Here is a 22,011-nt window from a genome sequence, read left to right as displayed (position 1 = left end):
AAGCGCATGAAGCTCAATGCGAACGACCACCGCCGGCATGCACGCCGGCGGCTGCCCCGCTTCGTCTTCGACTATGTCGACGGCGGCGCGGAAAACGAAGACTGCCTGCACCGCAACGTCGCGGACCTGGCCGGTCTGCACCTGGTGCCCACCGCGCTGCGCGACACAAGCCATGGCGACACCGGCATCACCGTGTTCGGCCAGCGCTGGTCGGCGCCGCTGGGCGTGGCGCCCGTCGGCTTCTCGGGCCTGGTGCGCCCGCACGGCGACACCCTGCTGGCCTGCGCCGCCGCCTCGGCGGGCGTGCCGCACGTGCTGTCGACGCCGTCGAACGACCGGCTCGAGGCGGTGCGCGAGGCCGCGCTGCGCCGCAACCCCGCGGCCTTGCAGTGGATGCAGCTCTACGTGATGGGCGACCGCGCCATTGCCGAGCAGCTGGTGCGCCGCGCCCGCGAGGCCGGCTACGGCGCGCTGGTGCTCACGGTGGACGCCGCCGTCAGCGGCCAGCGCGAGCGCGACGTGCGCAACGGCTTCAAGCTGCCGTTCCGCTTCACGCCGTCGACGCTGCTCGACCTGGCGCTGCACCCGGCGTGGTCGCTCGGCATGGCGCTGCAGGGGCGCTCGCCGTCGTTCGTGAACCTCAGCGAGGCCGACGACGGCGCCACCTCGCCCCAGCTGCAGGCCGCGCTGCTGTCGCGCACCATGGACCGCACGCTGGTGTGGGAGCACCTGGCCTGGCTGCGCCGCCTGTGGGACGGCCCGCTGGTGGTCAAGGGCCTGCTGCACCCCGACGACGCCGCGCTGGCCGTGCACCACGGCGCCGACGCCATCGTGGTGTCGAACCACGGCGGGCGCCAGCTCGACGCGGCGCCCTCGACCATCTCGGTGCTGCCACGAATGGTCGACGCCGTGGCGAACCGCATTCCGGTGTTCGTGGACGGCGGCTTTCGCCGCGGCAGCGACGTGGTGAAGGCGCTGGCCGCCGGCGCCACCGCGGCCTTCGTCGGCCGCGCCGCGGTTTGGGGCATGGCCACCGGCGGCGAAGCGGGCGCGCGCGGCGTGCTCGCCGGGCTCGCCGACGACATCGCCCGCACCATGGTGCTGATCGGTGCCGACCGCGTGGCGGACGTGTCGCCGCGGCACCTGCTCACCCCTCTTTCAACGGCCCAGGCCATTCAGACCGGAGACCGCCGTGGCTGACTTCATGCAATTCGTCTTCTCGGGGCTCACCACCGGCGCGATCTACGCGCTGGCCGCGCTGGGCTTCTCGCTGATCTACAACGCCAGCGGCGTCATCAACTTCGCGCAGGGCGACTTCCTCATGCTGGGCGCGATGATCACCGCCGCCCTGCTCGGCGCCAACATGCCCTACGGCATCGCGGTGGCGGGCGGCGTGCTGGCCACGGTGGCGGCCGGGCTGCTGCTGTACCGGCTGGCCATCAAGCCCGCGGGCGAAGCCAGCGTGGTGTCGCTGATCATCATCACCATCGGCGCGTCGATCTTCATCCAGGGCGTGGTGCAGATCGTGCTCGGCAAGAACCAGCAGACCCTGCCCGCCTTCAGCGGCGACGCGTCGCTGTCGATCCTCGGCGCCTACGTGCTGCCGCAGAGCCTGTGGGTGCTGGGCACGGCGGCGGTGCTGGTCGCGCTGTGCTTCGCGTTCTTCCGCTTCACGATGGTCGGCAAGGCGATGCTGGCGGTGGCGGCCAATGCGCTGGCGGCGCGCGCGGTGGGCATTCCCACCTCGCGCGTGCTGCAGCTGTCGTTCGGGCTGTCGGCGCTGCTGGGCGCGGTGGCCGGCGTGGTGGCCGCGCCCATCACGACCACGGTGTACGACATCGGCCTGATGCTGGGCATGAAGGGCTTCGTCGCGGCCACGCTGGGCGGGCTCGGCAGCGCGGGCGGCGCGGTGGTGGGCGGGCTCATCGTCGGGCTGCTGGAGGCGCTGATGGCGGGCTACGTGTCGTCGGCCTACAAGGACGCCGTGCCGTTCGTGCTGATCGTGTTCATCCTGCTGGTCATGCCGCACGGCCTGTTCGGCAGCAAGGCGGCGGAGCGCGTATGAAGGCGAGCTCGCATGCGCTGCTGCGCCCTTCCCTGCTGGTGCTGGCGCTGGTGCTCGCGCTGCTGCCGCTGGCCATGCCCAACAACTACGTGGCCGACGTCGCGGTGCGCATCGCGCTGGCGGCCATCGCGGCCATCGGGCTCAACCTGCTGATGGGCTTCGCTGGGCAGATCAGCATCGGCCACGCGGCCTTCGTGGCCATCGGCGCGTACGGCAGCGGCATTGTCACGGTGCGCTTCGGCTGGCCGCCGCTGCTGGCGATCTGCGGCGCGGCCGTGGGCGCGGCGGCGGTGGCCTGGCTCATCGCCAAGCCCATCCTGCGGCTCAAGGGCCACTCGCTGACCATGGCCACGCTGGGGCTGGGCGTGATCGTCAACATCGTGCTGATCAACGAGGTCGACTGGACCGGCGGGCCCGACGGCATGGCCGTGCCGCCGCTGGCGGTGGCCGGCTTCACCTTCGCGAAGGTGCTGCACTGGTACGCGCTGGCCGCCGTGCTGCTGTGGCTGTCGGTGCTGCTGTCGCTCAACCTCCACCAGTCGCCCGCGGGGCGCGCGCTGCGCGGGCTCAACGGCTCCGAGGTGGCGGCCCGCGTGATGGGGGTGGACGTGGCGCGCTTCAAGGTGCGCGCGTTCGTGGTCTCGGCCGTGTTCGCCGCCGTGTCGGGCAGCCTCACGGCGCACTACCTGGGCTTCATCAGCCCGTCGCTCGCGGCCTTCACGCATTCGGTGGAGCTGGCCACCATGGTGGTGCTCGGCGGCATGGCCTCCACCTTCGGCGCGGTGCTGGGCGCCGCGCTGCTGACGGCGCTGCCGCAGCTGCTGGGCGGCCTGCACGGCTACGAGATGGTGTTCTTCGGCCTCGTGCTGATGCTCACCATGATGTTCCTGCCCAAGGGGCTGGTGCCCACGCTCGCGCTCCGGCTGCGCAGGAAAGGTTGAGATGCTCGAAGTGAAGAACCTCGGCAAGTCCTTCGGCGGCGTGCACGCCATGCAGGACGTGAGCTTCAGTGTGCGCGGCGGCTCGGTGCATTCGGTGATCGGGCCCAACGGCGCGGGCAAGACCACGCTGTTCAACCTGATCAGCGGCGTCTACGAGCCCACGCGCGGCGAGATCCTGCTCGACGGCGAGAACGTGGCCGGCATGGCGCCCGAGCAGTTGGCGCGCCGCGGCATGAGCCGCACCTTCCAGAACCTGCAGGTGTGCATGAACATGACCGCCTGCGAGAACGTGATGCTGGGCGCGCACCTGCACACGCGCAGCTCGCTGCTGGGCGGCATGACCGGCGCAACCCGCCGAGCCGACGCCGCGCTGCGCGAGGAGGCGCTGCGGCTCATCGACTGCGTGGGCGTGGGGCGGCATGCCCATGCGCACGCCACGCAGCTGTCGTTCGGGCTGCTCAAGCGCCTGGAGATCGCACGCGCGCTGGCGAGCAAGCCCCGAATCTTGCTGCTCGACGAGCCGGCCGCCGGCCTGAACGACACCGAGACGCAGGAGATCACCGAACTGATCCGCGGCATCGCCGCCTCGGGCGTGACGGTGCTGCTGGTGGAACACGACATGAAGCTGGTGATGAACATCTCCGACCACCTGCTGGTGCTCGACTACGGGCGCAAGCTCGCCGAAGGCACGGCCGCCGAGGTGCGTGCCAACCCGCAGGTGATCGCGGCCTACCTCGGCACCGAAGCGGAGGCCGCATGAGCAGCGCCGCGCTCGAGGTGAAGGGCCTGTTCGCGGGCTACGGCCGCATCGAGGCGCTGCACGGCATCGACCTGCGCGTCGGCCAGGGCGAGCTGGTGGCGCTGGTGGGCGCGAACGGCGCGGGCAAGACCACGCTGCTGCGCGCGGTGTCGGGGCTCATTCGCGCCGGCGCCGGCAGCGTGACGCTGTTCGGCCGCGAGATCGCGCGCGACAGCGCCGACGCGCGCGTGCGCGCCGGGCTGTCGCAGGTGCTCGAGGGCCGGCAGGTGTTCGGCCCGCTCTCGGTGCAGGACAACCTGCTGCTGGGCAGCTACACCCGCCCCGCGCGCCGCCAGGAGCGGCTGGCCGAGATGTACGCGCTGTTCCCGGTGCTCGAGGAGAAGCGCCTGCTCGCCGCCGGAACCCTCTCGGGCGGCCAGCAGCAGATGCTGGCCATTGCGCGCGCGCTGATGAGCGAGCCCAAGGTGCTGCTGCTCGACGAGCCCTCGATGGGCCTGGCGCCGCTGCTGGTGAAGGAAATCTTCAACGTCATCGCACGGCTCAAGGCGCGCGGCATCCCCATCCTGCTGGTGGAACAGAATGCGCACGCGGCGCTGTCGGTGGCCGACCAGGGCTACGTGCTGGAGACCGGCACCATCGCGCTCGGCGGCCCGGCCGCGCAACTGCTCGGCGACGAGCGCGTGAAGGCGGCCTACCTCGGCTTGTGAAGGAACCACACCCATGAACACCCTTCCCGATACCGGCCTGCTGGTGGCCGACGTGCAGGCGCGCTGCGTCAACGTGCCGCTCGAGCACCCCGTGCGCACCAGCGTGGGCGTGGTGGCCACGGCGCCGCTGGTGCTGGTCGACCTGTACGCCAGCGACGGCACCGTGGGCCGGGCCTACGTCTTCACCTACACGCCGCTGGCGTTGCGCGCCACGCGGCGCATGCTGCTGACGCTGGGCGGCGCCCTCGCGGGCCAGCCGCTGGCACCCTTCGACCTCGACCAGACACTGGCGCAGCGGCTGCGGCTGCTGGGGCGCACCGGCATCGCGCAGATGGCCAGCGCGGGGCTGGACATGGCCGCCTGGGACGCGCTGGCCAAGGTGCGCGGCGTGCCGCTGGTCGAGCTCCTGGGTGGCACGCGCCGCCCCGTGGCGGCCTACGACAGCCACAGCATGGACGGCGTTGCGCTCGGCGTGCGGCGCGCCGCGCTGTCCATGGAACAGGGCTTCGGCGCCATCAAGACCAAGGTCGGCTACGCCACGCTGGGCGAAGACCTCGAGGTGGTGCGCGCGCTGCGCCGCGTGATCGGCGACGGCACGCAGCTGCTGGTCGACTACAACCAGGGCCTGACGGTGCCCGAGGCGGTGCGCCGCATCCATGCGCTCGAAGGCGAAGGCATCGGCTGGGTCGAGGAACCCACGCTGCAGGAAGACTACGCGGGCCACGCGCGCATTCGCGAGCGTGTGCGCCTGCCGGTGCAGATGGGCGAGAACTGGTGCGGGCCCGACGAGATGGCCAAGGCGCTGCAGGCCGGCGCCTGCGACCTGGCGATGCCCGACGCGATGAAGATCGGCGGCGTCACCGGCTGGCTGCGCGCCGCGGCGCTGGCGCAGGCGCACGGCGTGCCGATGTCGAGCCACATCTTCCAGGAGGTCAGCGTGCACCTGCTGGCCGTGACGCCGACGCGCCACCTGCTCGAGCGCATGGACCTGGCGGCGCCGGTGCTGGCGCAACCGCTGGCCTTCGAGAACGGCATGGCCACGGCGCCGGCCGAGCCGGGCACGGGCATCGCGTGGAACGAGGACGCGGTGCGGCGCTACCTGGTGTAGCCGCGCTCCCGACCTGCCGACGCCGGCGCTTCAGCCCATCCGACTTTCAGAGCTTGCCGAGCGTGGGCACGATCTCCTCGACCAGCCAGCGGTGCGCCGCGCTGTACTCGTGCCGCGCGTGCCAGTGCGCCTGCACCTGGAAGTCGGGCAGCGGCACGGGCAGCGCCAGCGCCTTCAGCCCGCCCTGGTGCACGTAGAGGCTGGCCACGCGCGAGGGCAGCAGCACCAGCAGGTCGCTTTGCGACAGCAGCTGCGGCAGCACGGTGAACTGGGGCACGCGCGCGACGATGTTGCGGTTGATGCCCCGCTCGGCCAGCGCGTCCTCGATGAGGAAGTGGCCCGAGCGCGGCGACGACACCATCACGTGGCGCGCCGCCGAGAACGCCTCCAGGCTCATGCTGTCGCCGATGGTCGGGTGGTTGGCCGACATCAGGCACACGTAGTGCTCGCGAAACAGCAGCGCGCTGTGCACCGGCGAGCCCAGCGAAGGAATGTTGCCGATGGCCATGTCCAGCCGCCCCGTCGACAGGTCTTCGCCCAGCGTGTCGGAGATCTGCACGATGTCGATCTCGATGCGCGGCGCCGCCTCCTGGAAGCGGCGCAGCAGCGGCGGCACGAAATACAGCACGCCGATGTCCGACATCGCCAGGCGGAAGCGCCGCGTGGAGCGCTGCGGGTCGAAGGCGGTGTTCTGCTCGAGCGTGCCCTCGACGGTGGTGAGCGCCTCGCGAAAACGCTGGAACAGCTGCTCGGCCATGCCGGTGGGCACCAGGCCGTCGCTGCCGCGCGAGAACAGGCGGTCGACGTAGACCTTGCGCAGCTTGGCCAGCCCGTAGCTCACGGTCGATTGCGTGACGTCGAGCCGCTCGGCCGCATGGGTCACGCTGCGCGTTTCGTAGATCGCGACGAACACGCGAACGAGATTCAGGTCGAGGTGGCTCATGGGTCTTGCCGTGGGGCGAGGCTGGAATGTGCCACAGGGGCGCACGCCGCGGCCTCGGGTCAAACCACCAGGTGGCGCTCCAGCGTCTCGCGCGACAGGTGGGCCGCCGCGCCCGACAGCGAGCATTCGCCGTGGTCCACCGCCAGCAGGTCGTCGGCCACGGCGAGCAGGAACTCGAGGTTCTGCTCGACGATGACGAAGGCCGCGCCCGCCGCCTTGCGCGCGCGCACCAGCGTGGCCATGCGCTCGATGTTCTCGGGCTGCACGCCCTCGGTCGGCTCGTCGAGGATGCTCAGCGCCGCGCCCAGCCCGAGGGTGCGCGTGAACGACAGCAGCTTGCGCTCGCCGCCGCTGAGCGAGCCGGCGCGCTGCTGCATGCGCTCGGCCAGCCGCGGGAACGCCTCGAGGCAGGCCGCATAGCGCGTGCTGTCGCGCGCACGCAGGTGCAGCCACAGGTTCTCGCCCACGCTGAGGTCGCCGAACACCACGTCCTCTTGAGGCGCATAGGCCATGCCGGCCGCCAGCCGCTGTTGCGGCGGCACGCGCGCCAGGTCGCCGCCGCCGAGCAGCACGCGGCCGCTGCGCAGCGGCAGGAAGCCGGTCAGCGCGCGCATCAGCGTGGTCTTGCCGACGCCGTTGCGCCCCAGCACCCCGAGCACGCGGCCCGGTGCCACGCCGCCGCTCAGGCCGCGCAGCACCATGGTGTCGCCGTAGCCGCAGACCACGTCGGTGAATGTCAGGAGTTGCGGGTTCGTTGGCATGCTCACTTCCGCGTTCACTTCCGTGCTCCGGCATAGACGGCGCGCACCGCCGGATCGGCCTGGATCTGCGCGAGCGCGCCGCGCGCGAGCAGCTTGCCCTGGTGCAGCACATAGACCTCGCCGCCGATGGACGCCACGGCGCTGATGTCGTGCTCGATGACCAGCGCGGCCGCGCCGAGCCGGTGCGTGGCGGTCTTGATGGCGTCGATCATGTGGTGCGTCTCGCCGGGCGAAAGACCCGCGCACGGTTCGTCGAGCAGCACCAGGCGCGGCTGCGGCAGCATGGTCATGACGAATTCGAGCGCCTGCCGCTCGCCCTGCGACAGGCTGCCCGCCGGCGCGTGCAGCTGGCGCGCCAGCGCGGGAAAGAGCGCGAGCAGTTCGCCGCGCAGCGGGCTGTCCCAGCCGAGCGCCTCGCGGCGCAGCGAGGCGGCGGGGCGCAGGCGGCCGGCCCACAGGGCCACGTCGAGGTTCTGGCTCACGCTCAGGCCCGGGAACACCGAAGGAATCTGCAGCTTGCGGCCCACGCCCTGGCGCGCCACGCGCCAGGCGGTGGCACCCGAGATGTCCGCGCCGTCGAGCAGGATGCGCCCCGCGCGCAGCGGCAGCCGCCCGGTCATCACGTTGAAGGCCGAGGTCTTGCCGGCACCGTTGGGCCCGATCACGCAGCGCAGGCCGGCGCCGCGCAGGTCGAAGCTCAGCCCGTCGAGGATGCGCACGCCGCCCTGCGACGAGGCCACCTGCTCGAAGGCCAGGCTCACCTCGCCGTCGGGCACGCGCACCGGCGGCGCTGGCGTGCGGGGGTGAGCAGCTGGCGGCGGCGCGCCGCGCCGGCCCGTGGCCACCAGGTTGGCAAGGCCGGCCAGCCCCTCCGGCAGGAAGCGCACCACGGCAATGAAGATCGCGCCGACCAGCACCTCCCAGTAGGCGAAGTGGTCGCGCAGCTCCGACGAGGCATAGCCGACGAACACCGCGCCCAGCAAGGCACCGAGCGGACTGGCCTTGCCGCCCACCGCGGCCCAGATGACGAACTCGGTCGACAGCACGAAGCCCATGGTCAGCGGCGTGACGATGCCCTGGTGCAGCGCGAACAGCATGCCGGCCAGCGCCGCGAGCATCGCGGAGCACGCGAAGGCCACCGCCTTGATGCGGTCGGTGGCGTAGCCGAACAGCTGCAGCCGCTCCTCGTTCTGCGCCAGCGCGGTCCACAGCAGGCCGAGCGGCCGGCGCAGCACGCCGCCCAGCAGCAGCGTGGTGCACAGCGCGCATGCGGCCACCGCCCAGTAGAAGGTGCTGTAGCGCTCGGTGCCGGGCAGCTCGGGAATGTCGGCCATGCCGTTGAAGCCGCCCGTGACCGCGCTCCACTGCTGCGCCGCGAGGAAACCCAGCATGGTCATGGCCAGCGTGATGAGCGAGAAGAACGGCCCGCTGCGGTGGCTGCGCGCGAACACCAGCCGCGCCGTGAGGTAGGCCAGCGCGGCGGGCAGCAACAGTGCCAGCGGCAGCGCGGCGAACCACCCGGGCTGCTGCTGCGCGGCCTTGAGCGTGCCGCCGGCCAGGTACGCGCCCAGCCCGAAGAACAGCGCATGCCCCAGCGGCAGGAAGCCGAGCCGTCCCCAGCACAGCGCCACGCCCTGCGTGGCGATGCCGTAGATCAGGAACAGCGCGATCTGGTAGGCCACGAAATCGCTGGACACGAAGGGCACCGCCACCAGCGCCGCGCCGAACAGCCACGGCCCCGCGGGCGGCAGGCGCCAGCGCCGCGCGGGCGCGGCTGCGGCCGCGGCACCGAGGGGCGCCAGCGAAGAATCAACGGCGTCCAAAGAGTCCATTCGGTTTCAGCCAGAGAAAGAGGATCGAAAGAATCAGCACCACCGCATAGCCGCTGGTCTGGCCCGCGATGCTGCTCACCACGGACTGCGTGCCGCCGATGACGCTCACGCCGCCGCCGAAGCCGCCGAGCGTGCCCAGCCCGCCCACCACCAGCACGAAGAAGGAATCGAGCAGGTAGTCGACGCCGATGCCGGGCTCGATGCGCACCAGCGGCGCCAGCAGCACGCCGGCCGCGCCGGCCAGCACCACGCCGATGACGAAGGTCTGCGAGGCCAGCCGGCGCGTGTCGATGCCCAGCGCGCGTGCCAGCACCGGGTTGCCCGTCATCGCGCGCACGCGCAGTCCCATGGTGCTGCGCCGGTACCACAGCGCCAGCGCCACCATGAGCACGACGGCCAGCGCGATCAGCGCGAGCCGGTAGCCCGGGTACTGCACGTCGCCCAGCGACACCGGCGAACCCAGCGTGCTCTCGATGTTGCGGTAGTCGCGCCCGTACACCGCCTCCACCGTCTTGCGCATGACCATGGCGAGCCCCCAGGTGGCGAGCAGCGTGTCGAACGGCCGCGCATAGAGCGGGCGGATCAGCCAGCGCTCGACCGCGTAGCCCAGCACGCCGCACACCAGCATGGCCAGCGGCATCGCGGTGGCGATCGGCCAGCCCCACGACTGCACCGTGACCACCGCGTAGGCGCCCAGCATCACGAACTCGCCGTGTGCCATGTTCATGACGCCGAGCATGCCGAACACCACCGCCAGGCCGAGCGTGGTGAGGCCCAGCGTCGCCAGCGCGTAGGCGAGGTTCAGCGCATGCAGCAGCCAGCTGGTGTCCATGGCGCCGTCAGACCTTGCAGCTCTGGCCCGACGCGATGTGCGCGAAGGTCTTGACCACGCGGAAGCCCTTCTCGCCCACGTCGGCCAGGTAGATGTCCTGGTCGACGTGGCGCGCGTGCATGGTCACGGCGCCGCGCGGGCCGTTGTAGCTCGCGCCTTCGCTGGCCGGCTCCATCTTCGCGACCTCGAGCGACTTGGCGCGCGCGGCAATGGCCTCGAGCATCAGGAAGCCTTCGTACACCGACTCGGCCAGCCCGTTGAGCGCGGGCGCCTGCGCGCCCGAGCGCTTGAAGTACGCGTCGGAAAAGGCCCTGGCCGCAGGTGTCTCGATGTTGGCGAAGTAGCCGGCGCTCGAATACAGGTTGCGCGCGTTGGCCAGGCCGATGCCCGCCAGCGTGTTCTCCTCGATCAGGCTGCCCAGGCGGATCGCCTTGTCGGCCAGGCCGAAGCTGGCGAAGGCCTTGTTGAAGGTGACCGACGCGCCGCCCACCAGCGACACCAGCACGGCGTCGGCGCCGCTGTCGCGGATGCGCGCGAGGCTGGAGTCGAAGTTGTCGGCGGTGAACGGCAGGTACTCGTCGCCGACCACCTGCGCGCCGGTCTTCAGGATGTACTCGCGCGCCGCCGCGTTGGTGTTGCGGCCCCAGATGTAGTCGTTGCCGATCATGTACCACTTCTTCGGCTTGCGTTCGGCGGCCAGCCAGGGGATGACCGGCGCGAGCTGCTGCTGCGGCGTCTCGCCGTTCACGTAGGTGCCGCGCGCGCACTCGCCGCCTTCGTAGACCGGCGTGTAGAAGTACGGCAGCTGCCCCTTGAACAGGCCCACGAGCGCGCCGCGCACCGCGCTGTCGTGCATGCCGATCACCGCCTGCGCGCCCTGCCCCTTCCAGAGCTTGAGCGCGGTCTGCGAGGCTTCGGCGGGCGGCAGGCCCGCGTCGCCGAACAGCGCGTTGATGTTGCGCCCGAGGATGCCGCCGCGCGCATTCAGCGTTTGCACCGCCAGCTCGGCGCAGGCCTTGGCGGACGGGCCGAACAGCCCGGCGGGGCCGCTCATGGGCAGCATGACCGCCACGTTGAGCGGCGATGCCGCGCGCACGCCCGTGGAACTGGCGGCGGCCGCGGCGGCAATGCCGTGGAGGAAGGTACGACGGTCCATGTGAACTCCTGGTTTGGACGACAGCGAATCGGCTAGCGGGAAAAAGGGGCGAACGCGCTCAGCGCATCCACGGCGCGGACGCGAGCCGCGGCAGCACGGCCTCGACCGCCAGCGCCAGCGACAGCAGCCCGCGGTCGCTGTGCGCCGGCCCGTCGAGGCCGAGCCCCACGGGCAGGCCGCCCGCCACGCCGGCCGGCAGCGTGACGCCCGGAATGCCGGCGTTGCTGCCGGGATCGGTGTTGCGGATGAAGGTCGGGAAGGTCGGGCAGTCGCGCCCGTTGAGCCGCACCGTCTCGTCGTGGCCGATGGGCGCGGCAGTCAGCGGCGTGGTCGGGAACACCAGCGCCCTGACGCCGTGCGCGGCAAAGGCCTGTGCGTACACCGCCTGCAGTTCGCGCCGCGCCTGCAGCGCCTGGCTGTAGACCGCGGCGGGCACCGCGCCGCTGCCGACAAGCGGGCGCACGATGGCGGCCACGTCGGGGCTGCCGACGGCCTCGACCAGGCTCGCGAGGTCGACACCACGTTCCGCGCTGCGCAGGTAGTCGCCCATGTCGCGCACGAACTCGTACAGCGCAATCGGAAAACCCGCGGCCTCGTTGAAGCCCGCGAGCCCCGGCAGCGGCACTTCGACGAACTGCGCGCCCGCGGCACGCAGCCGCTCGACCGCGTCCTGCGCCACGTCGCGCACACCGGGCTCGAGGTCGTCCCAGAAACCCGGCCCCGGCAGGCCCAGCCGCACGCCCTGCAAGGACGCCGCCACCACGGGCTGCGTGCTGCCGGTGAGCACGCTGTCGAGCAGCACGCAGTCTTCCACGCTGCGCGCGATGGGGCCGGCGGTGTCGCGCGTCAGCGAGATCGGCGCAATGCCGCGGCCCGACACGCGCCCCACCGTGGGCCGCAGGCCGACCAGCCCGCACAGCGCGGCAGGCACGCGAACCGAGCCGCCGGTGTCGGTGCCGATGGCCGCCGGCACCAGGCCCGCCGCCACCACCACGCCGCAGCCGCCGCTGCTGCCGCCCGGAATGCGCTCGGGGTTCCACGGGTTGCGCGAGGCACCGGTCACCTCGTTGTGCGTGGTGATGCCCATGGCGAGCTCGTGCATGTTCGCCTTGCCGGCGATCAGCGCACCGGCATCGCGCAGCCGCTGCACCAGTTCCGCGTCGCGCGGCGGATGCAGGCCCAGCAAGGCGCGCGTGCCGGCCGAGCACGGCAGCCCCGTGGCGTCGATGTTGTCCTTCAGCGCAATCGGCACGCCCAGCAGCGGCAGGTCTTCGCCGGCCGCGATGCGCGCATCGGCGGCGCGTGCCTGGGCCCGCAGGGCGTCGGCGTCGAAGGCCACGTAGCCGTTGAGCGCCGCTTGCGCGCCGGTGCGGGCGATGAGCGCCTCGGCCAGTTCGGCGCTGGTCAGCGAGCCGCTTTGGAAGGCGCGCCGCAAGCCGGCAACGCCAAGTTCAGTGATGTGCATGAGCTTCCCCTGTCAGTGACACGGATGCTAGGAAGCGCTGCGCGCCGGCACACCTAGCACGATTGATAGGGGTGTCTAGGGTCGGCACCGATAGGCAAGCCATGCCTGCCGACTAGCATCGGCCTCTCGCCAACCTTGCACGATCTTTGCTTCGCCGGAGCCATGTATCTCTCCACCACCCAGACCCGCGCCATGGGCGACGTCATGCGTCTGCTGGTCGAAGCGAACGACGCCGATGCGTTGCGAAACGACCTGGCGCTGCCCATGCTCGACCTGATGCGCGCCGACACCTATGTGTCGTTCGCGTGGGACGGGGCGGCGCAGCGCTTCGGGCGCGTGCAGGCGCTGAACATGTCGATCGACAACCTGCGCAGCTGGGACGAGTACTACCGCTTCATCGACCCGCTCACGTTCCCGATGATGGCGCGCAAGCACCCGACGCTGGCCACGCAGATCCTCTGCCAGCAGGACCTTTCGCGCACCGAGTTCTTCAACGACTTTCTTGCGCGCGACCGCATGCACTGGGGCGTGAACGTGTATGTGTTCGCCGACGGCGACTGCACGGGCGACATGCGGATCTGGCGCCATCGCGAACGCGGCAACTTCGACGCCAACGACATCGAGGTGCTGCGCATGGTGGAGCCCGTGTTCGCCGCGGCGCTCGGCCGCCTGCGCTGGCAGGCGCAGGGCGCCTCGACGGCGGTGATCCGCGAGGGCGTGAGCGAACTGCTGCAGCGCAAGTCGTCGCTGAGCCAGCGCGAGGCCGAGGCCGCCTCGCTGGTTCTTTCGGGCTGCCCGGACAAGCTCATCGCCAAGCGCATGGAAGTGGGCCTGCCCACCGTGCGCTTTCACCTGGGCAATGCCTTCCGCAAGCTGCACGTCGACAACCGCACGCAACTTGCCGCGCGGGTGCAGGCGCTGGCCGGGGACGCGCAGGGGCTGCACGCCTAGCCTGCGCTACTGGCGCTCCTTCTCCACGAGAAAGTCGACCAGCGTGCGCACCGCCAGCGTCTGGAAGCGGCTGGGAACGTAGAGCAGGAATTTCTGCGTGGCCAGGAAGTCGAGCTCGCCCTTCTTCAGCGGGAAGGCCTGCAGCTCTCCTTGCGCGAGCGAGGCGGCCACCATGTAGTCGGGCACCAGGCCCACGCCCAGGCCTTGGGCGATCGCATCGCGAAGAAAGTGGAAGTTGGTGGAGATGAGCCGCGGCCGGATGCGCAGGTAGCGGTGGCCGCCCTCGTGCGTGCCCGCGGTGATCACGCGTTCGCCGGTTTGCGGCGAGGTGATGAGCGGCAGCTGCTTCAGGTCGTCCAGGTTCTCGGGCCGGCCGTTCTGCGCGATGAAGGCGGGCGTGGCGCACGCCACGTAGCGCACCTGCCCCAGGGCGCGGGCCGCCAGGTGCGCCGGCGGATCGGCCATGACGCGCACAGCGAAGTCGACCGAGCCCTTGATGAGTTCCTCGATGTCGTTGTCGAAGATCACGTGCAGCGTGATCTCGGGGTGCAGCTGCATGAACTCCGCCAGCCAGCCCGACATGCGCAACTGGCCGTAGCCGCTGGGCACGCTCAGGCGGATCATGCCGCGCAGGCCCTTGCCCAGGCTGCTCACGGCCTCCGAAGCCGCCTTCACCTCGTGGCGCACGGCCAGGCCGTGCTCGTAGAGCTTGCGCCCGAGCTCGGTGGGCTCCAGCTGCCGCGTGGTGCGCCGCAGCAGCTGCGCGCCCAGCTCGCGCTCGAAGCGGTTGATGCGCTGGCTCACGTTGGCGCGGCTCATGCCCAGCTTGGCCGCCGCCTTGCTCAGGTTGCCCGCTTCGATGATGTCGACCAGCAGGCCGAGGGCTTGAACATCCATTGTCAATTTTTGGTTTACACAGTGGCTGCAAATTCTGCACGATTGTCAATTCCCATGAACATGCGAATAATTCGTACCCAGTAAGCAGTTCGCATGCATTCCTGGAAACGGGGTGCGCATTCCTCGTTCCGACCCCCACCTCCCCCCACGTGTCCATGTCCCAAGCCCCTTCGGTCCAGCCTTTGGCCGGCCTGCGTGTTCTCGACCTCTCCCGCGTGCTGGCCGGGCCGATGTGCGCCATGGCGCTGGCCGACCTCGGCGCGGACGTCATCAAGGTCGAGCACCCCAGCCGCGGCGACGACACGCGCGACTGGGGCGTGCGCGTGGGCACGCGCAACACCTCGTACTTCAACAGCGCCAATCGCAACAAGCGCTCCATCACCATCGACCTGCAGTCCAGCACGGGCGTGGAGATCGCACGCGACCTCGCCGCGCGGTCCGACGTGGTGATCGAGAACTTCAAGGTCGGCGGCGCCGACAAGCTGGGCCTGGGCTACGCGCAGCTCAGCGCCGCGAACCCCGGGCTGGTGTATTGCTCGATCTCGGGCTATTCGCGCATGACCGCGGAAGCCGAGCGGCCGGGCTACGACCTGCTGGTGCAGGGCGAGGCCGGCATCATGGCCATGAACGGCGAAGCCGGCCAGGGCCCGCTGAAGTTCGGCGTGGCGGCGGTCGACATGTTCACCGGCATGTACGCGGGCCAGGCCATTCTTGCGGCGCTGTACGAGCGCCACACCACCCAGCGCGGCCGGCACGTGCAGATGGCGCTGTACGACAGCGGCCTCATGATCACCTCGTACTACGGCATGGAAGCCATGCTGAAGGCCGGCGACCCGCCCAAGTTCGGCAATGCGCACCCGTCCATCGTTCCCTATGGCGTGTTCGATGCCGCCGACGGTCCGCTGGTCATCACCGTGGGCAACAACGGCCAGTTCGTGCGCTTCTGCGAACAGGTGCTGGGCAAGCCCGAGTGGGCGGCCGACGAGCGCTTTGCCACCAACACCGCGCGCTCGGCCAACCGCGAGATCCTGCTGCCGCTGGTGCGCGAGGCGCTGCGCGCGTTCGGCCGCCGCGAGCTGCTGGCGAAACTCAGCGACGCGCAGATTCCCTGCGGCGAAGTGCTCGGCATGTACGAGGCACTGAGCTCCGCGCGCACCAGCGACGCCAAGCTGCTGCACCGCTTCGAGGACACCGAGGCCGGCCCGCAGAGCGTGCTTGCACCGCCCTACGTGCTGGACGGCGAACGCGCCCCCGTGCGCAGGGTGCCGCCGCACCTGGGCGAGCACACCGACGAGGTGCTGCGCGAGGTGCTCGCCATGGACGACCAGGCCATTGCCGCGGCACGCGCGCAGCAGGCCATCTGATCACGACTTTTCGAACCCGACTTTCACGCAGACAGACAGACCGACAGACATGACACAAGCTCAATACTCCCGCCGCCAGATGCTGGCCACCGGTGCCGCAGGCGCGCTCTCGACCCTCGGCCTGCCGGCTTTCGCCGCCGACGCCGACGCCGCCTGGCCCGGCAAGATCATCAAGATGGTCGTGGCCTTCCCCGCGGGCGGCCCGACCGACACCGCCGCGCGCATCGTGTCGCAGAAGCTGGGCGAACGCCTGGGCGTGTCGATCATGGTCGACAACCGTCCCGGCGCATCGGGCTCCATCGGCACCGCCACCTTCATCAAGCTGCCGGCCGATGGCAACACGCTGTCGATGTTCGGCATGCCCGCGCTGCTGGCCCCGCTGCTGTACGGCAACAACGCCTACGACGTGGAGAAGGACTTCATGTGCGTGGCCACCGTGTACGACCTGCCGATGGCCATCGTCGTCAACCCAACGGTGATGCCGGGCGTGGACTCGGTGCAGACCCTCATCGCGCAGGCCAAGGCCGCCAAGACGCCGCTGAACTACACCAGCTCGGGCGCGGGCAGCTTCGGCCACCTGGCCATGGAACAACTGAAGGACCTGGGCAAGTTCGACATGCAGCACGTGCCGTACCGCGGCAGCGCGCCGGCCGTGACCGACCTGCTCGGCGGCCAGCTCGGCATCATGTTCGCGGACGTGGTCGCGGCGCTGCCGCACATCAAGAGCGGCAAGCTGCGCGCGATCGCCGTCAGCTCGGCCCGTGCCAACGTGCTGCTGCCCGGCGTGAAGACGGTCTCGGCGCAGGGCTTCCCCAACTTCGACTTCGATTCGTGGGGCGGCCTCATCGCGCCGCTGGGCACGCCTGCCAGCGTGGTGACGCGCATCAACAAGGAACTGGCCGACATCCTCTCCAAGGACAAGGAAGTGCAGGAAAAGCTGGTCAACGCTGGCGCCATTGCCGCCTACCAGCCGGCCGAAGCCATGCGCAAGCGCCTCGCGGCCGACCGCGCGCGCTGGACCAAGATCGCCAAGGACAAGAACATCAGCGCGCTCTGAGCGCCCGGGAATGAAGAAGCGGCCAGAGCGATCTGGCCGTTTTTTTTTGCGCAGCCGCTATGCGCGCGGCCGGCCGAACACCGTCACCACGTAGCCGTCGAGGTCGAAGCCTTTTTCACCGGCGATGGCCGCGAGCCGCTCCTCGATGCGCGGGTCGAAGAACTCGTGCACCGCGCCGTCGGCCAATGACACCAGGTGACCATGGTGCTGCTCGCCGTCGTTGAGTTCGTACACCGCCTTGCCCGCGCCGAGCTGGCTCTTCTTCAGGAGCCCCGCCTGCTCGAACTGCGCCAGCACCCGGTAGACGGTGGCCAGGCCGAAGTCGATGCCCACCGCCACCATCTGCCGGTACACCTCTTCGGCGGCCAGGTGGCGCTGCTCGCTGCGCTCGAAGAGCTCGAGCACCTTCATCCGCGGCAGCGTGGCCTTCAGGCCCGTGTGCTTGAGTCTGTCGGCGTGCTCCATGGGGGTCGGTCGCGCAGGAGGAAAGGGAAGGAAACTCTGGGGAGGGTGCGTGGAAAAAATGCATGGCTGGCCGGAGAACCGATGGCTAGCAAAAAACGACCTTGGAGACGTTTGAAGGTCTCGGGTCGCCCCACGATGAAAGCGATGGAAAGGCAGCGAAGGCGCTGCGTCTTTCGATGAGCGTATCTTACAACAAATGCAAATACTTCTCATTTGAAAGCGATGCGCGGCGCAAATATTTTTTCGCACCGCTGACGCCGCCGGATTCAGCGTCGACCGGACAAGGCCGGCTTTGCGATCAAGACGTCGCCGATCGCGCCGATGCGTTCGCAGATGCGGCGTTCATCGCCAGGTGCGCGGTAGCGAGCAGATCCAGCATCGGCTCCTTGCGCAGCCGGGTGGCGGTGGCAACGATCGGGGCAACCGAAGCCGCAGGAACGCCCAATTCGCCTCGCAAGGCGGCAAAGCGGGTGTCCGCCTCCTTGCGCAATCCCATGATCCTTTCGATCTCCATCAGAGGAACCGCCTTGCGCCCTCCGCAGGTGAACTGGTGCAGCCGATGGACGGCGGTGTACGCCTCGGTCTCCGCGGTCATCCAGGCCAGGAAGGCGGGATTGGGGTCTTCTTGCATGGCTTGAACTCCGGTGTCGAAACAGCGCCTCATGTGGCGCCGCTGACTGTCCCGATTCCGCACGCCGGCCGGTGTAGGCCACCGCCATCAGGCCACGCCAGCCAAGCGCGTACGGCAAGCCGCCTACATCCGGCTGCGCAAACTACTACGCGGTAGCGACATGCAAGTGTGGAGACTCTGCTGTCCCCTCCTGCAACCTACCAAGCCTGTCCCACCCCATGCCTGCACCAACATCCAGCCCTCCTTCCCTGACGGTACTGGAGGGCTCTTCGCACCCGCTGGGGGCGAGCTTCACCGGCGACGGCGTCAACTTCGCCGTGTTCTCGGCCCATGCCACGAAGGTGCAGGTCTGCATCTTCGACGAGGCCGGAACCACCCAGGTCGGTTGCGTGACGCTGCCCGAGTACACCGACGAGATATGGCACGGCTTCGTGCCGGGCCTGCAGCCCGGCGCGCGCTACGGTTTGCGCGTGCACGGCCCGTACGAGCCCGAGAAGGGCCATCGCTTCAACCACCACAAGCTGCTGCTCGACCCGTATGCGAAGGCCTACATGGGCGAACTGAAGTGGGGCCCCGAGGTGTTCGGCTACACCGTGGGCCATGCCGACGCCGACCTCAGCTTCGACGAGCGAGACAGCGCACCCTTCATGCCCAAGTGCGTGGTGGTCGATTCGCGCTTCGAGTGGACGCAGACCGACGCGCTGCGCGTGCCGTGGAAGGAAACCGTCTTCTACGAAACCCACGTGCGCGGCTTCACCATGCGGCACCCCGCGGTGCCCGAGCACTTTCGCGGCACCTTCGCCGGCATGGCGCGCGACGACGTGCTGGCGCCCATCCGCGCGCTGGGCGTGACCAGCGTCGAGTTGCTGCCGGTGCAGATGTTCCTCAACCAGTCGTCCCTGCTCGAGAAGGGCCTGACCAACTTCTGGGGCTACGACACCATCGGCTTCTTCGCGCTCGACCCGCGCTACATGGACGGGCCGCACATCGACGAGTTCAAGCACATGGTCGACCGCTTCCACGCGCACGGGCTCGAGGTGATCCTGGACGTGGTCTACAACCACACGCCCGAGGGCAACGAGCTCGGCCCGACGATCTCGTTCAAGGGCATCGACAACGCCAGCTACTACCGCCTGCTGCCCGATGGCGACGGACCGGGGCCGCGCTACTACATCAACGACACGGGCACCGGCAACACCGTGAACCTGAGCCATCCGCGCGTGCTGCAGATGGTGATGGACAGCCTGCGCTACTGGGTCACCGAGATGCGCGTGGACGGCTTTCGCTTCGACCTGGCGACCATCCTCGCGCGCGAGCCGCACGGCTTCGACGAAGGCGGCGGCTTCCTCAAGAGCTGCCGGCAGGACCCGGTGCTCTCCAGCGTCAAGCTGATCGCCGAGCCCTGGGACATCGGCCCCGGCGGCTACCAGGTCGGCGGCTTCCCGCCCGGCTGGGCCGAGTGGAACGACCAGTTCCGCGACACCGTGCGCGCCTATTGGAAAGGCGACGAAGGCATGGCCGGCAAGCTCGCGCAATGCCTGACCGCGAGCGGCGACCGCTTCAACCAGCGCGGGCGCCGCCCATGGGCCAGCGTCAACTTCATCAGCGCGCACGACGGCTTCACGCTGGCGGACACCGTGAGCTACAACGACAAGCACAACGAGGCCAACGGCGAGGACAACCGCGACGGCCATTCGGACAACCGCTCGTGGAACTGCGGCGTCGAAGGCCCCACCGACGACGAAGCCGTGCTCGCCCTGCGCGCGCGCCAGCAGCGCAACCTGCTCGCGACGCTGCTGCTGTCGCAAGGCACGCCGATGCTGCTGGCCGGCGACGAGTTCGGCCGCTCGCAGCAGGGCAACAACAACGCGTACTGCCAGGACAACGAGATTTCATGGGTCGACTGGACCGCTGCACAGGGCGAGGCGGCGCAGGCGCTGGCCGGCTTTGCTTCACGGCTGCTGGCGCTGCGCAAGGAACTGCCCGCGCTGCGCCGCAGCCGCTTCCTGGCCGGCGCCTACTACGAAGGCATCGGCGCGAAGGACGCCACGTGGTTCACGCCGGCGGGCGAGGAAATGCAGGCACCGCATTGGGAAGATCCACAGACGCGCTCGTTCGCGCTGCTGCTCGACGGCCGCGCGCCCGTGTCCGCGATTCCGGTCGAAGCGCACGACGCCAGCGTGCTGCTGGTGTTCAACGCCTGGCACGATCCGGTGCCCTTCGTGCTGCCGCCGGCGCCCGCCGGGGCCTGGACGCTGAAGCTCGACACGGCCGACCCGGCGCTGGGCACCGACGAAGCAGCAGGCGTCGGCGACTACCTGGTCACGGGGCGCTCGGTCCTGGTATTCACGAGCAAGTAGGCGCGCCTGTCGCGGCGCCATGAACTCCCTGCCATCCTGAGGGAATCCATCAACCATCCCATTACCATCCACACAGATGGTGATAGGATGGCGCATGCCAGCCAAAAAGCCGCCCGCACCCGTCGCCCCCAAGACCCCCGAGTCCGAGAAGATCACCATCAACATGGGCTTCGTCGACCTGGGAAACATCGACCTGCTGGTGGCGGAAGGCTTCTATTCGAACCGGACCGACTTCATCCGCACCGCCATCCGCACCCACCTGGCGCAGCACGCCGACGTGCTGCGCCAGGCGGTGTCGCGAAAGATGCTGGTGCTGGGGCTGCAGAGCTTTTCGGTCGAAGACCTGGAGGCCGTGCGCGCCGCGGGCGAGACGCTGCAGATCCGCGTTCTCGGCCTCGCCGTCATCGCGCCTGACGTGCCGCCCGCGCTCGCCGCCGCGACCATCGAGTCGCTCACCGTGCTCGGCGCCCTTCACGCGTCGCCGGCCGTCAAGGCCGCCCTGGCGGGGCGCATCCGCTGACCACCCGACAACCCTTGAGGCCCCCCACATGAATCCACTCTTTGCAGGGCTGATGAAAGAGGCGGCCCACCTCACGCGCAACGGGCGCCTGAGCGAGGCCACCGAAGCGATCCAGCGCGCGTTGCGAGGCGGGGCCGAGCCCCAGCCGGCACCGGCTGCCGCGCCAGCGCCGTCCACGGCAGATGCCGACGTGATCGACATCGAGGCGCGCGTGATCGAGACCGAGCGTGAGACCTCCATGCCGCCCGAGCCCGACGGTGTCGACCAATGGACCAGGGGCACCTTCACCCACCAGGGCAGCACCCTCGACTTCATGCTCTTCGTGCCGGCGCGCCCGGCCGGGCAGCCCGCCACGCCGCGCCCGCTGGTCGTGATGCTGCACGGCTGCACCCAGGACGCCGCGGACTTCGCGGCGGGCACGCGCATGAACGCGCACGCCCGCGCATGCGGCGCGATGGTGCTCTACCCCGAACAGGCACAGCGGGCCAATGCCCAGAAATGCTGGAACTGGTTCAAGACCCAGCATCAGCAACGCGGCCGGGGCGAGCCCGCGCTGCTGGCCGCCCTCACCCTGCATATCGCGGAGCAGCAGCATGCGGACCGCGCGCGCATCTACGTCGCGGGCCTGTCGGCGGGCGGCGCCATGGCGCACGTGCTGGGCCGTTGCTACCCCGACGTCTACGCCGCGGTCGGCGTGCACTCCGGGCTTCCGCACGGGGCGGCGCACGACATGCTGAGCGCGCTGACGGCGATGCGGGCGGGCTCGCCCGCATCGCCGTCAGACCCCGCGCCAGACCCCGCGTCGGTCTCGCCGCCGGTCATCGTCTTTCATGGCGATGCGGACACCACCGTGCACGCGAGCAATGGAACGGCCATCCTGGCGGGCGCGCAGCCGGGCGAAGCCGCCGAAGGCCAGTCGCCGGCCGGCCAGCGCTACACACGGACGACATACGCCGCCGCCCCGGGCCAAGGCGATGCCGAGCATTGGCGCCTTCACGGGGCAGGCCACGCATGGTCGGGCGGCAGCGCACAGGGCAGCTACACGGCGCCCGGCGGCATCGATGCGAGCGGCGAAATGATCCGCTTCTTCCTGGCCCACAGCTTGCGCCCCTCGGCACAGTGATGACGGGCTGAATGCCGCGGCGCAGACACGCCAGCGTCTCGGACGCGCCCTGCGCCTACTTCGCTCGCATTCG

At 70.1% G+C, this 22,011-nt stretch carries 21 protein-coding genes; 12 read left to right on the top strand and 9 right to left on the bottom strand.

Annotated features, from left to right (window positions below; translation table 11 throughout):
* Positions 1-6: 6 nt before the first annotated feature.
* The 6 genes from BM013_RS19495 to BM013_RS19470 are packed head-to-tail and all read left to right on the top strand — an operon-like array spanning position 7 to position 5,581.
* On the top strand, positions 7-1,200 hold the full coding sequence (locus BM013_RS19495) for an alpha-hydroxy acid oxidase (protein ID WP_093129297.1): 1,194 nt from the start codon (positions 7-9) through the stop codon (positions 1,198-1,200).
* Positions 1,193-2,065, top strand: coding sequence for a branched-chain amino acid ABC transporter permease (locus tag BM013_RS19490; protein WP_093129296.1), 873 nt, complete (start codon positions 1,193-1,195; stop codon positions 2,063-2,065). Before BM013_RS19495 ends, BM013_RS19490 begins: the two co-directional genes overlap by 8 nt.
* Positions 2,062-3,006, top strand: a complete 945-nt coding sequence (locus tag BM013_RS19485; RefSeq protein ID WP_093129295.1) for a branched-chain amino acid ABC transporter permease — start codon at positions 2,062-2,064, stop codon at positions 3,004-3,006. The genes BM013_RS19490 and BM013_RS19485 overlap by 4 nt, the downstream gene beginning before the upstream one ends.
* Before the next feature lies 1 nt (position 3,007).
* The gene (locus BM013_RS19480; protein ID WP_093129294.1) at positions 3,008-3,766 is read left to right on the top strand and encodes an ABC transporter ATP-binding protein; all 759 of its coding nucleotides are present in this window, start codon (positions 3,008-3,010) and stop codon (positions 3,764-3,766) included.
* The gene (locus BM013_RS19475; RefSeq protein WP_093129293.1) at positions 3,763-4,473 is read left to right on the top strand and encodes an ABC transporter ATP-binding protein; all 711 of its coding nucleotides are present in this window, start codon (positions 3,763-3,765) and stop codon (positions 4,471-4,473) included. The genes BM013_RS19480 and BM013_RS19475 overlap by 4 nt, the downstream gene beginning before the upstream one ends.
* Positions 4,474-4,486: 13 nt before the next feature.
* On the top strand, positions 4,487-5,581 hold the full coding sequence (locus tag BM013_RS19470; protein WP_093129292.1) for an enolase C-terminal domain-like protein: 1,095 nt from the start codon (positions 4,487-4,489) through the stop codon (positions 5,579-5,581).
* Between the two features lie 46 nt (positions 5,582-5,627).
* Here BM013_RS19470 and BM013_RS19465 read toward each other — a convergent pair whose 3' ends face one another.
* Genes BM013_RS19465 through iaaH form a run of 6 tightly spaced genes read right to left on the bottom strand, consistent with a single transcriptional unit; the run spans position 5,628 to position 12,570 of the window.
* A complete protein-coding gene (locus tag BM013_RS19465) occupies positions 5,628-6,524 on the bottom strand; it encodes a LysR family transcriptional regulator (RefSeq protein WP_177206613.1) in 897 nt (298 codons plus the stop codon).
* Positions 6,525-6,583: 59 nt separating this feature from the next.
* A complete protein-coding gene (locus tag BM013_RS19460) occupies positions 6,584-7,285 on the bottom strand; it encodes an ABC transporter ATP-binding protein (RefSeq protein ID WP_093129538.1) in 702 nt (233 codons plus the stop codon).
* Positions 7,286-7,299: 14 nt separating this feature from the next.
* Positions 7,300-9,117, bottom strand: coding sequence for a branched-chain amino acid ABC transporter ATP-binding protein/permease (locus BM013_RS19455; RefSeq protein WP_093129290.1), 1,818 nt, complete (start codon positions 9,115-9,117; stop codon positions 7,300-7,302).
* The gene (locus tag BM013_RS19450; RefSeq protein WP_093129289.1) at positions 9,095-9,949 is read right to left on the bottom strand and encodes a branched-chain amino acid ABC transporter permease; all 855 of its coding nucleotides are present in this window, start codon (positions 9,947-9,949) and stop codon (positions 9,095-9,097) included. The genes BM013_RS19455 and BM013_RS19450 overlap by 23 nt, the downstream gene beginning before the upstream one ends.
* Positions 9,950-9,956: 7 nt before the next feature.
* Entirely contained in the window at positions 9,957-11,105 is a 1,149-nt protein-coding gene (locus tag BM013_RS19445; RefSeq protein WP_093129288.1) for a substrate-binding domain-containing protein, read from the bottom strand.
* 58 nt (positions 11,106-11,163) lie between these two features.
* On the bottom strand, positions 11,164-12,570 hold the full coding sequence (gene iaaH, locus BM013_RS19440) for an indoleacetamide hydrolase (RefSeq protein WP_093129287.1): 1,407 nt from the start codon (positions 12,568-12,570) through the stop codon (positions 11,164-11,166).
* Positions 12,571-12,732: 162 nt separating this feature from the next.
* Here iaaH and BM013_RS19435 point away from each other — a divergent pair, with 162 nt between their 5' ends.
* Positions 12,733-13,521: a helix-turn-helix transcriptional regulator gene (locus BM013_RS19435; protein ID WP_093129286.1), complete on the top strand. Its 789-nt coding sequence runs from the start codon at positions 12,733-12,735 to the stop codon at positions 13,519-13,521.
* A gap of 6 nt (positions 13,522-13,527) precedes the next feature.
* On the opposite strand, the gene BM013_RS19430 is transcribed toward BM013_RS19435, so the two are convergent.
* Positions 13,528-14,418, bottom strand: a complete 891-nt coding sequence (locus tag BM013_RS19430) for a LysR family transcriptional regulator (protein ID WP_093129285.1) — start codon at positions 14,416-14,418, stop codon at positions 13,528-13,530.
* 155 nt (positions 14,419-14,573) lie between these two features.
* Here BM013_RS19430 and BM013_RS19425 point away from each other — a divergent pair, with 155 nt between their 5' ends.
* Both BM013_RS19425 and BM013_RS19420 read left to right on the top strand, forming a co-directional pair.
* Positions 14,574-15,782 (top strand): CaiB/BaiF CoA transferase family protein, encoded by a 1,209-nt coding sequence (locus BM013_RS19425; RefSeq protein WP_093129284.1) that lies wholly within the window; start codon positions 14,574-14,576, stop codon positions 15,780-15,782.
* A gap of 49 nt (positions 15,783-15,831) precedes the next feature.
* The gene (locus BM013_RS19420; protein ID WP_093129283.1) at positions 15,832-16,839 is read left to right on the top strand and encodes a Bug family tripartite tricarboxylate transporter substrate binding protein; all 1,008 of its coding nucleotides are present in this window, start codon (positions 15,832-15,834) and stop codon (positions 16,837-16,839) included.
* 57 nt (positions 16,840-16,896) lie between these two features.
* Here BM013_RS19420 and BM013_RS19415 read toward each other — a convergent pair whose 3' ends face one another.
* Together BM013_RS19415 and BM013_RS19410 are read right to left on the bottom strand one after the other, a co-directional pair.
* The gene (locus BM013_RS19415) at positions 16,897-17,304 is read right to left on the bottom strand and encodes a ferric uptake regulation protein (RefSeq protein ID WP_093129282.1); all 408 of its coding nucleotides are present in this window, start codon (positions 17,302-17,304) and stop codon (positions 16,897-16,899) included.
* A gap of 298 nt (positions 17,305-17,602) precedes the next feature.
* On the bottom strand, positions 17,603-17,935 hold the full coding sequence (locus BM013_RS19410) for a hypothetical protein (protein WP_093129281.1): 333 nt from the start codon (positions 17,933-17,935) through the stop codon (positions 17,603-17,605).
* A 218-nt stretch (positions 17,936-18,153) separates the two neighbouring features.
* Here BM013_RS19410 and glgX point away from each other — a divergent pair, with 218 nt between their 5' ends.
* The 3 genes from glgX (at position 18,154) to BM013_RS19395 (ending at position 21,938) form a co-directional block, all read left to right on the top strand.
* Complete coding sequence (gene glgX, locus BM013_RS19405) at positions 18,154-20,295, top strand: glycogen debranching protein GlgX (RefSeq protein WP_093129280.1); 2,142 nt, start codon at positions 18,154-18,156, stop codon at positions 20,293-20,295.
* A gap of 94 nt (positions 20,296-20,389) precedes the next feature.
* Complete coding sequence (locus BM013_RS19400) at positions 20,390-20,815, top strand: CopG family transcriptional regulator (RefSeq protein WP_093129279.1); 426 nt, start codon at positions 20,390-20,392, stop codon at positions 20,813-20,815.
* 28 nt (positions 20,816-20,843) lie between these two features.
* Positions 20,844-21,938 carry an extracellular catalytic domain type 1 short-chain-length polyhydroxyalkanoate depolymerase gene (locus tag BM013_RS19395; protein WP_093129278.1) on the top strand — a complete coding sequence of 365 codons (1,095 nt, stop codon included), beginning with the start codon at positions 20,844-20,846 and terminating at the stop codon, positions 21,936-21,938.
* The last annotated feature ends 73 nt before the right edge of the window (positions 21,939-22,011 follow it).

Origin of the sequence: Variovorax sp. OK605 (genome assembly GCF_900115445.1) — a bacterium.
In the GTDB taxonomy this organism is placed as follows: Bacteria; Pseudomonadota; Gammaproteobacteria; order Burkholderiales; family Burkholderiaceae_C; genus Variovorax.
The sequence above is the reverse complement of the archived record's forward strand: the minus strand, read 5'-3'. Positions and strand labels throughout refer to the sequence as shown.

What these genes read in the sequence shown, in the direction of transcription:
- BM013_RS19395 (WP_093129278.1), top strand. Translation starts at nt 20,844, where the DNA reads ATGAATCCACTCTTTGCAGGGCTGATGAAAGAGGCGGCCCACCTCACG.
- BM013_RS19425 (WP_093129284.1), top strand. Translation starts at nt 14,574, where the DNA reads ATGTCCCAAGCCCCTTCGGTCCAGCCTTTGGCCGGCCTGCGTGTTCTC.
- BM013_RS19455 (WP_093129290.1), bottom strand. Translation starts at nt 9,117, where the DNA reads ATGGACTCTTTGGACGCCGTTGATTCTTCGCTGGCGCCCCTCGGTGCC.
- BM013_RS19450 (WP_093129289.1), bottom strand. Translation starts at nt 9,949, where the DNA reads ATGGACACCAGCTGGCTGCTGCATGCGCTGAACCTCGCCTACGCGCTG.
- BM013_RS19435 (WP_093129286.1), top strand. Translation starts at nt 12,733, where the DNA reads ATGTATCTCTCCACCACCCAGACCCGCGCCATGGGCGACGTCATGCGT.
- BM013_RS19400 (WP_093129279.1), top strand. Translation starts at nt 20,390, where the DNA reads ATGCCAGCCAAAAAGCCGCCCGCACCCGTCGCCCCCAAGACCCCCGAG.
- BM013_RS19410 (WP_093129281.1), bottom strand. Translation starts at nt 17,935, where the DNA reads ATGCAAGAAGACCCCAATCCCGCCTTCCTGGCCTGGATGACCGCGGAG.
- BM013_RS19465 (WP_177206613.1), bottom strand. Translation starts at nt 6,524, where the DNA reads ATGAGCCACCTCGACCTGAATCTCGTTCGCGTGTTCGTCGCGATCTAC.
- BM013_RS19470 (WP_093129292.1), top strand. Translation starts at nt 4,487, where the DNA reads ATGAACACCCTTCCCGATACCGGCCTGCTGGTGGCCGACGTGCAGGCG.
- BM013_RS19430 (WP_093129285.1), bottom strand. Translation starts at nt 14,418, where the DNA reads ATGGATGTTCAAGCCCTCGGCCTGCTGGTCGACATCATCGAAGCGGGC.
- glgX (WP_093129280.1), top strand. Translation starts at nt 18,154, where the DNA reads ATGCCTGCACCAACATCCAGCCCTCCTTCCCTGACGGTACTGGAGGGC.
- BM013_RS19415 (WP_093129282.1), bottom strand. Translation starts at nt 17,304, where the DNA reads ATGGAGCACGCCGACAGACTCAAGCACACGGGCCTGAAGGCCACGCTG.
- BM013_RS19460 (WP_093129538.1), bottom strand. Translation starts at nt 7,285, where the DNA reads ATGCCAACGAACCCGCAACTCCTGACATTCACCGACGTGGTCTGCGGC.
- iaaH (WP_093129287.1), bottom strand. Translation starts at nt 12,570, where the DNA reads ATGCACATCACTGAACTTGGCGTTGCCGGCTTGCGGCGCGCCTTCCAA.
- BM013_RS19420 (WP_093129283.1), top strand. Translation starts at nt 15,832, where the DNA reads ATGACACAAGCTCAATACTCCCGCCGCCAGATGCTGGCCACCGGTGCC.
- BM013_RS19475 (WP_093129293.1), top strand. Translation starts at nt 3,763, where the DNA reads ATGAGCAGCGCCGCGCTCGAGGTGAAGGGCCTGTTCGCGGGCTACGGC.
- BM013_RS19480 (WP_093129294.1), top strand. Translation starts at nt 3,008, where the DNA reads ATGCTCGAAGTGAAGAACCTCGGCAAGTCCTTCGGCGGCGTGCACGCC.
- BM013_RS19445 (WP_093129288.1), bottom strand. Translation starts at nt 11,105, where the DNA reads ATGGACCGTCGTACCTTCCTCCACGGCATTGCCGCCGCGGCCGCCGCC.
- BM013_RS19495 (WP_093129297.1), top strand. Translation starts at nt 7, where the DNA reads ATGAAGCTCAATGCGAACGACCACCGCCGGCATGCACGCCGGCGGCTG.
- BM013_RS19485 (WP_093129295.1), top strand. Translation starts at nt 2,062, where the DNA reads ATGAAGGCGAGCTCGCATGCGCTGCTGCGCCCTTCCCTGCTGGTGCTG.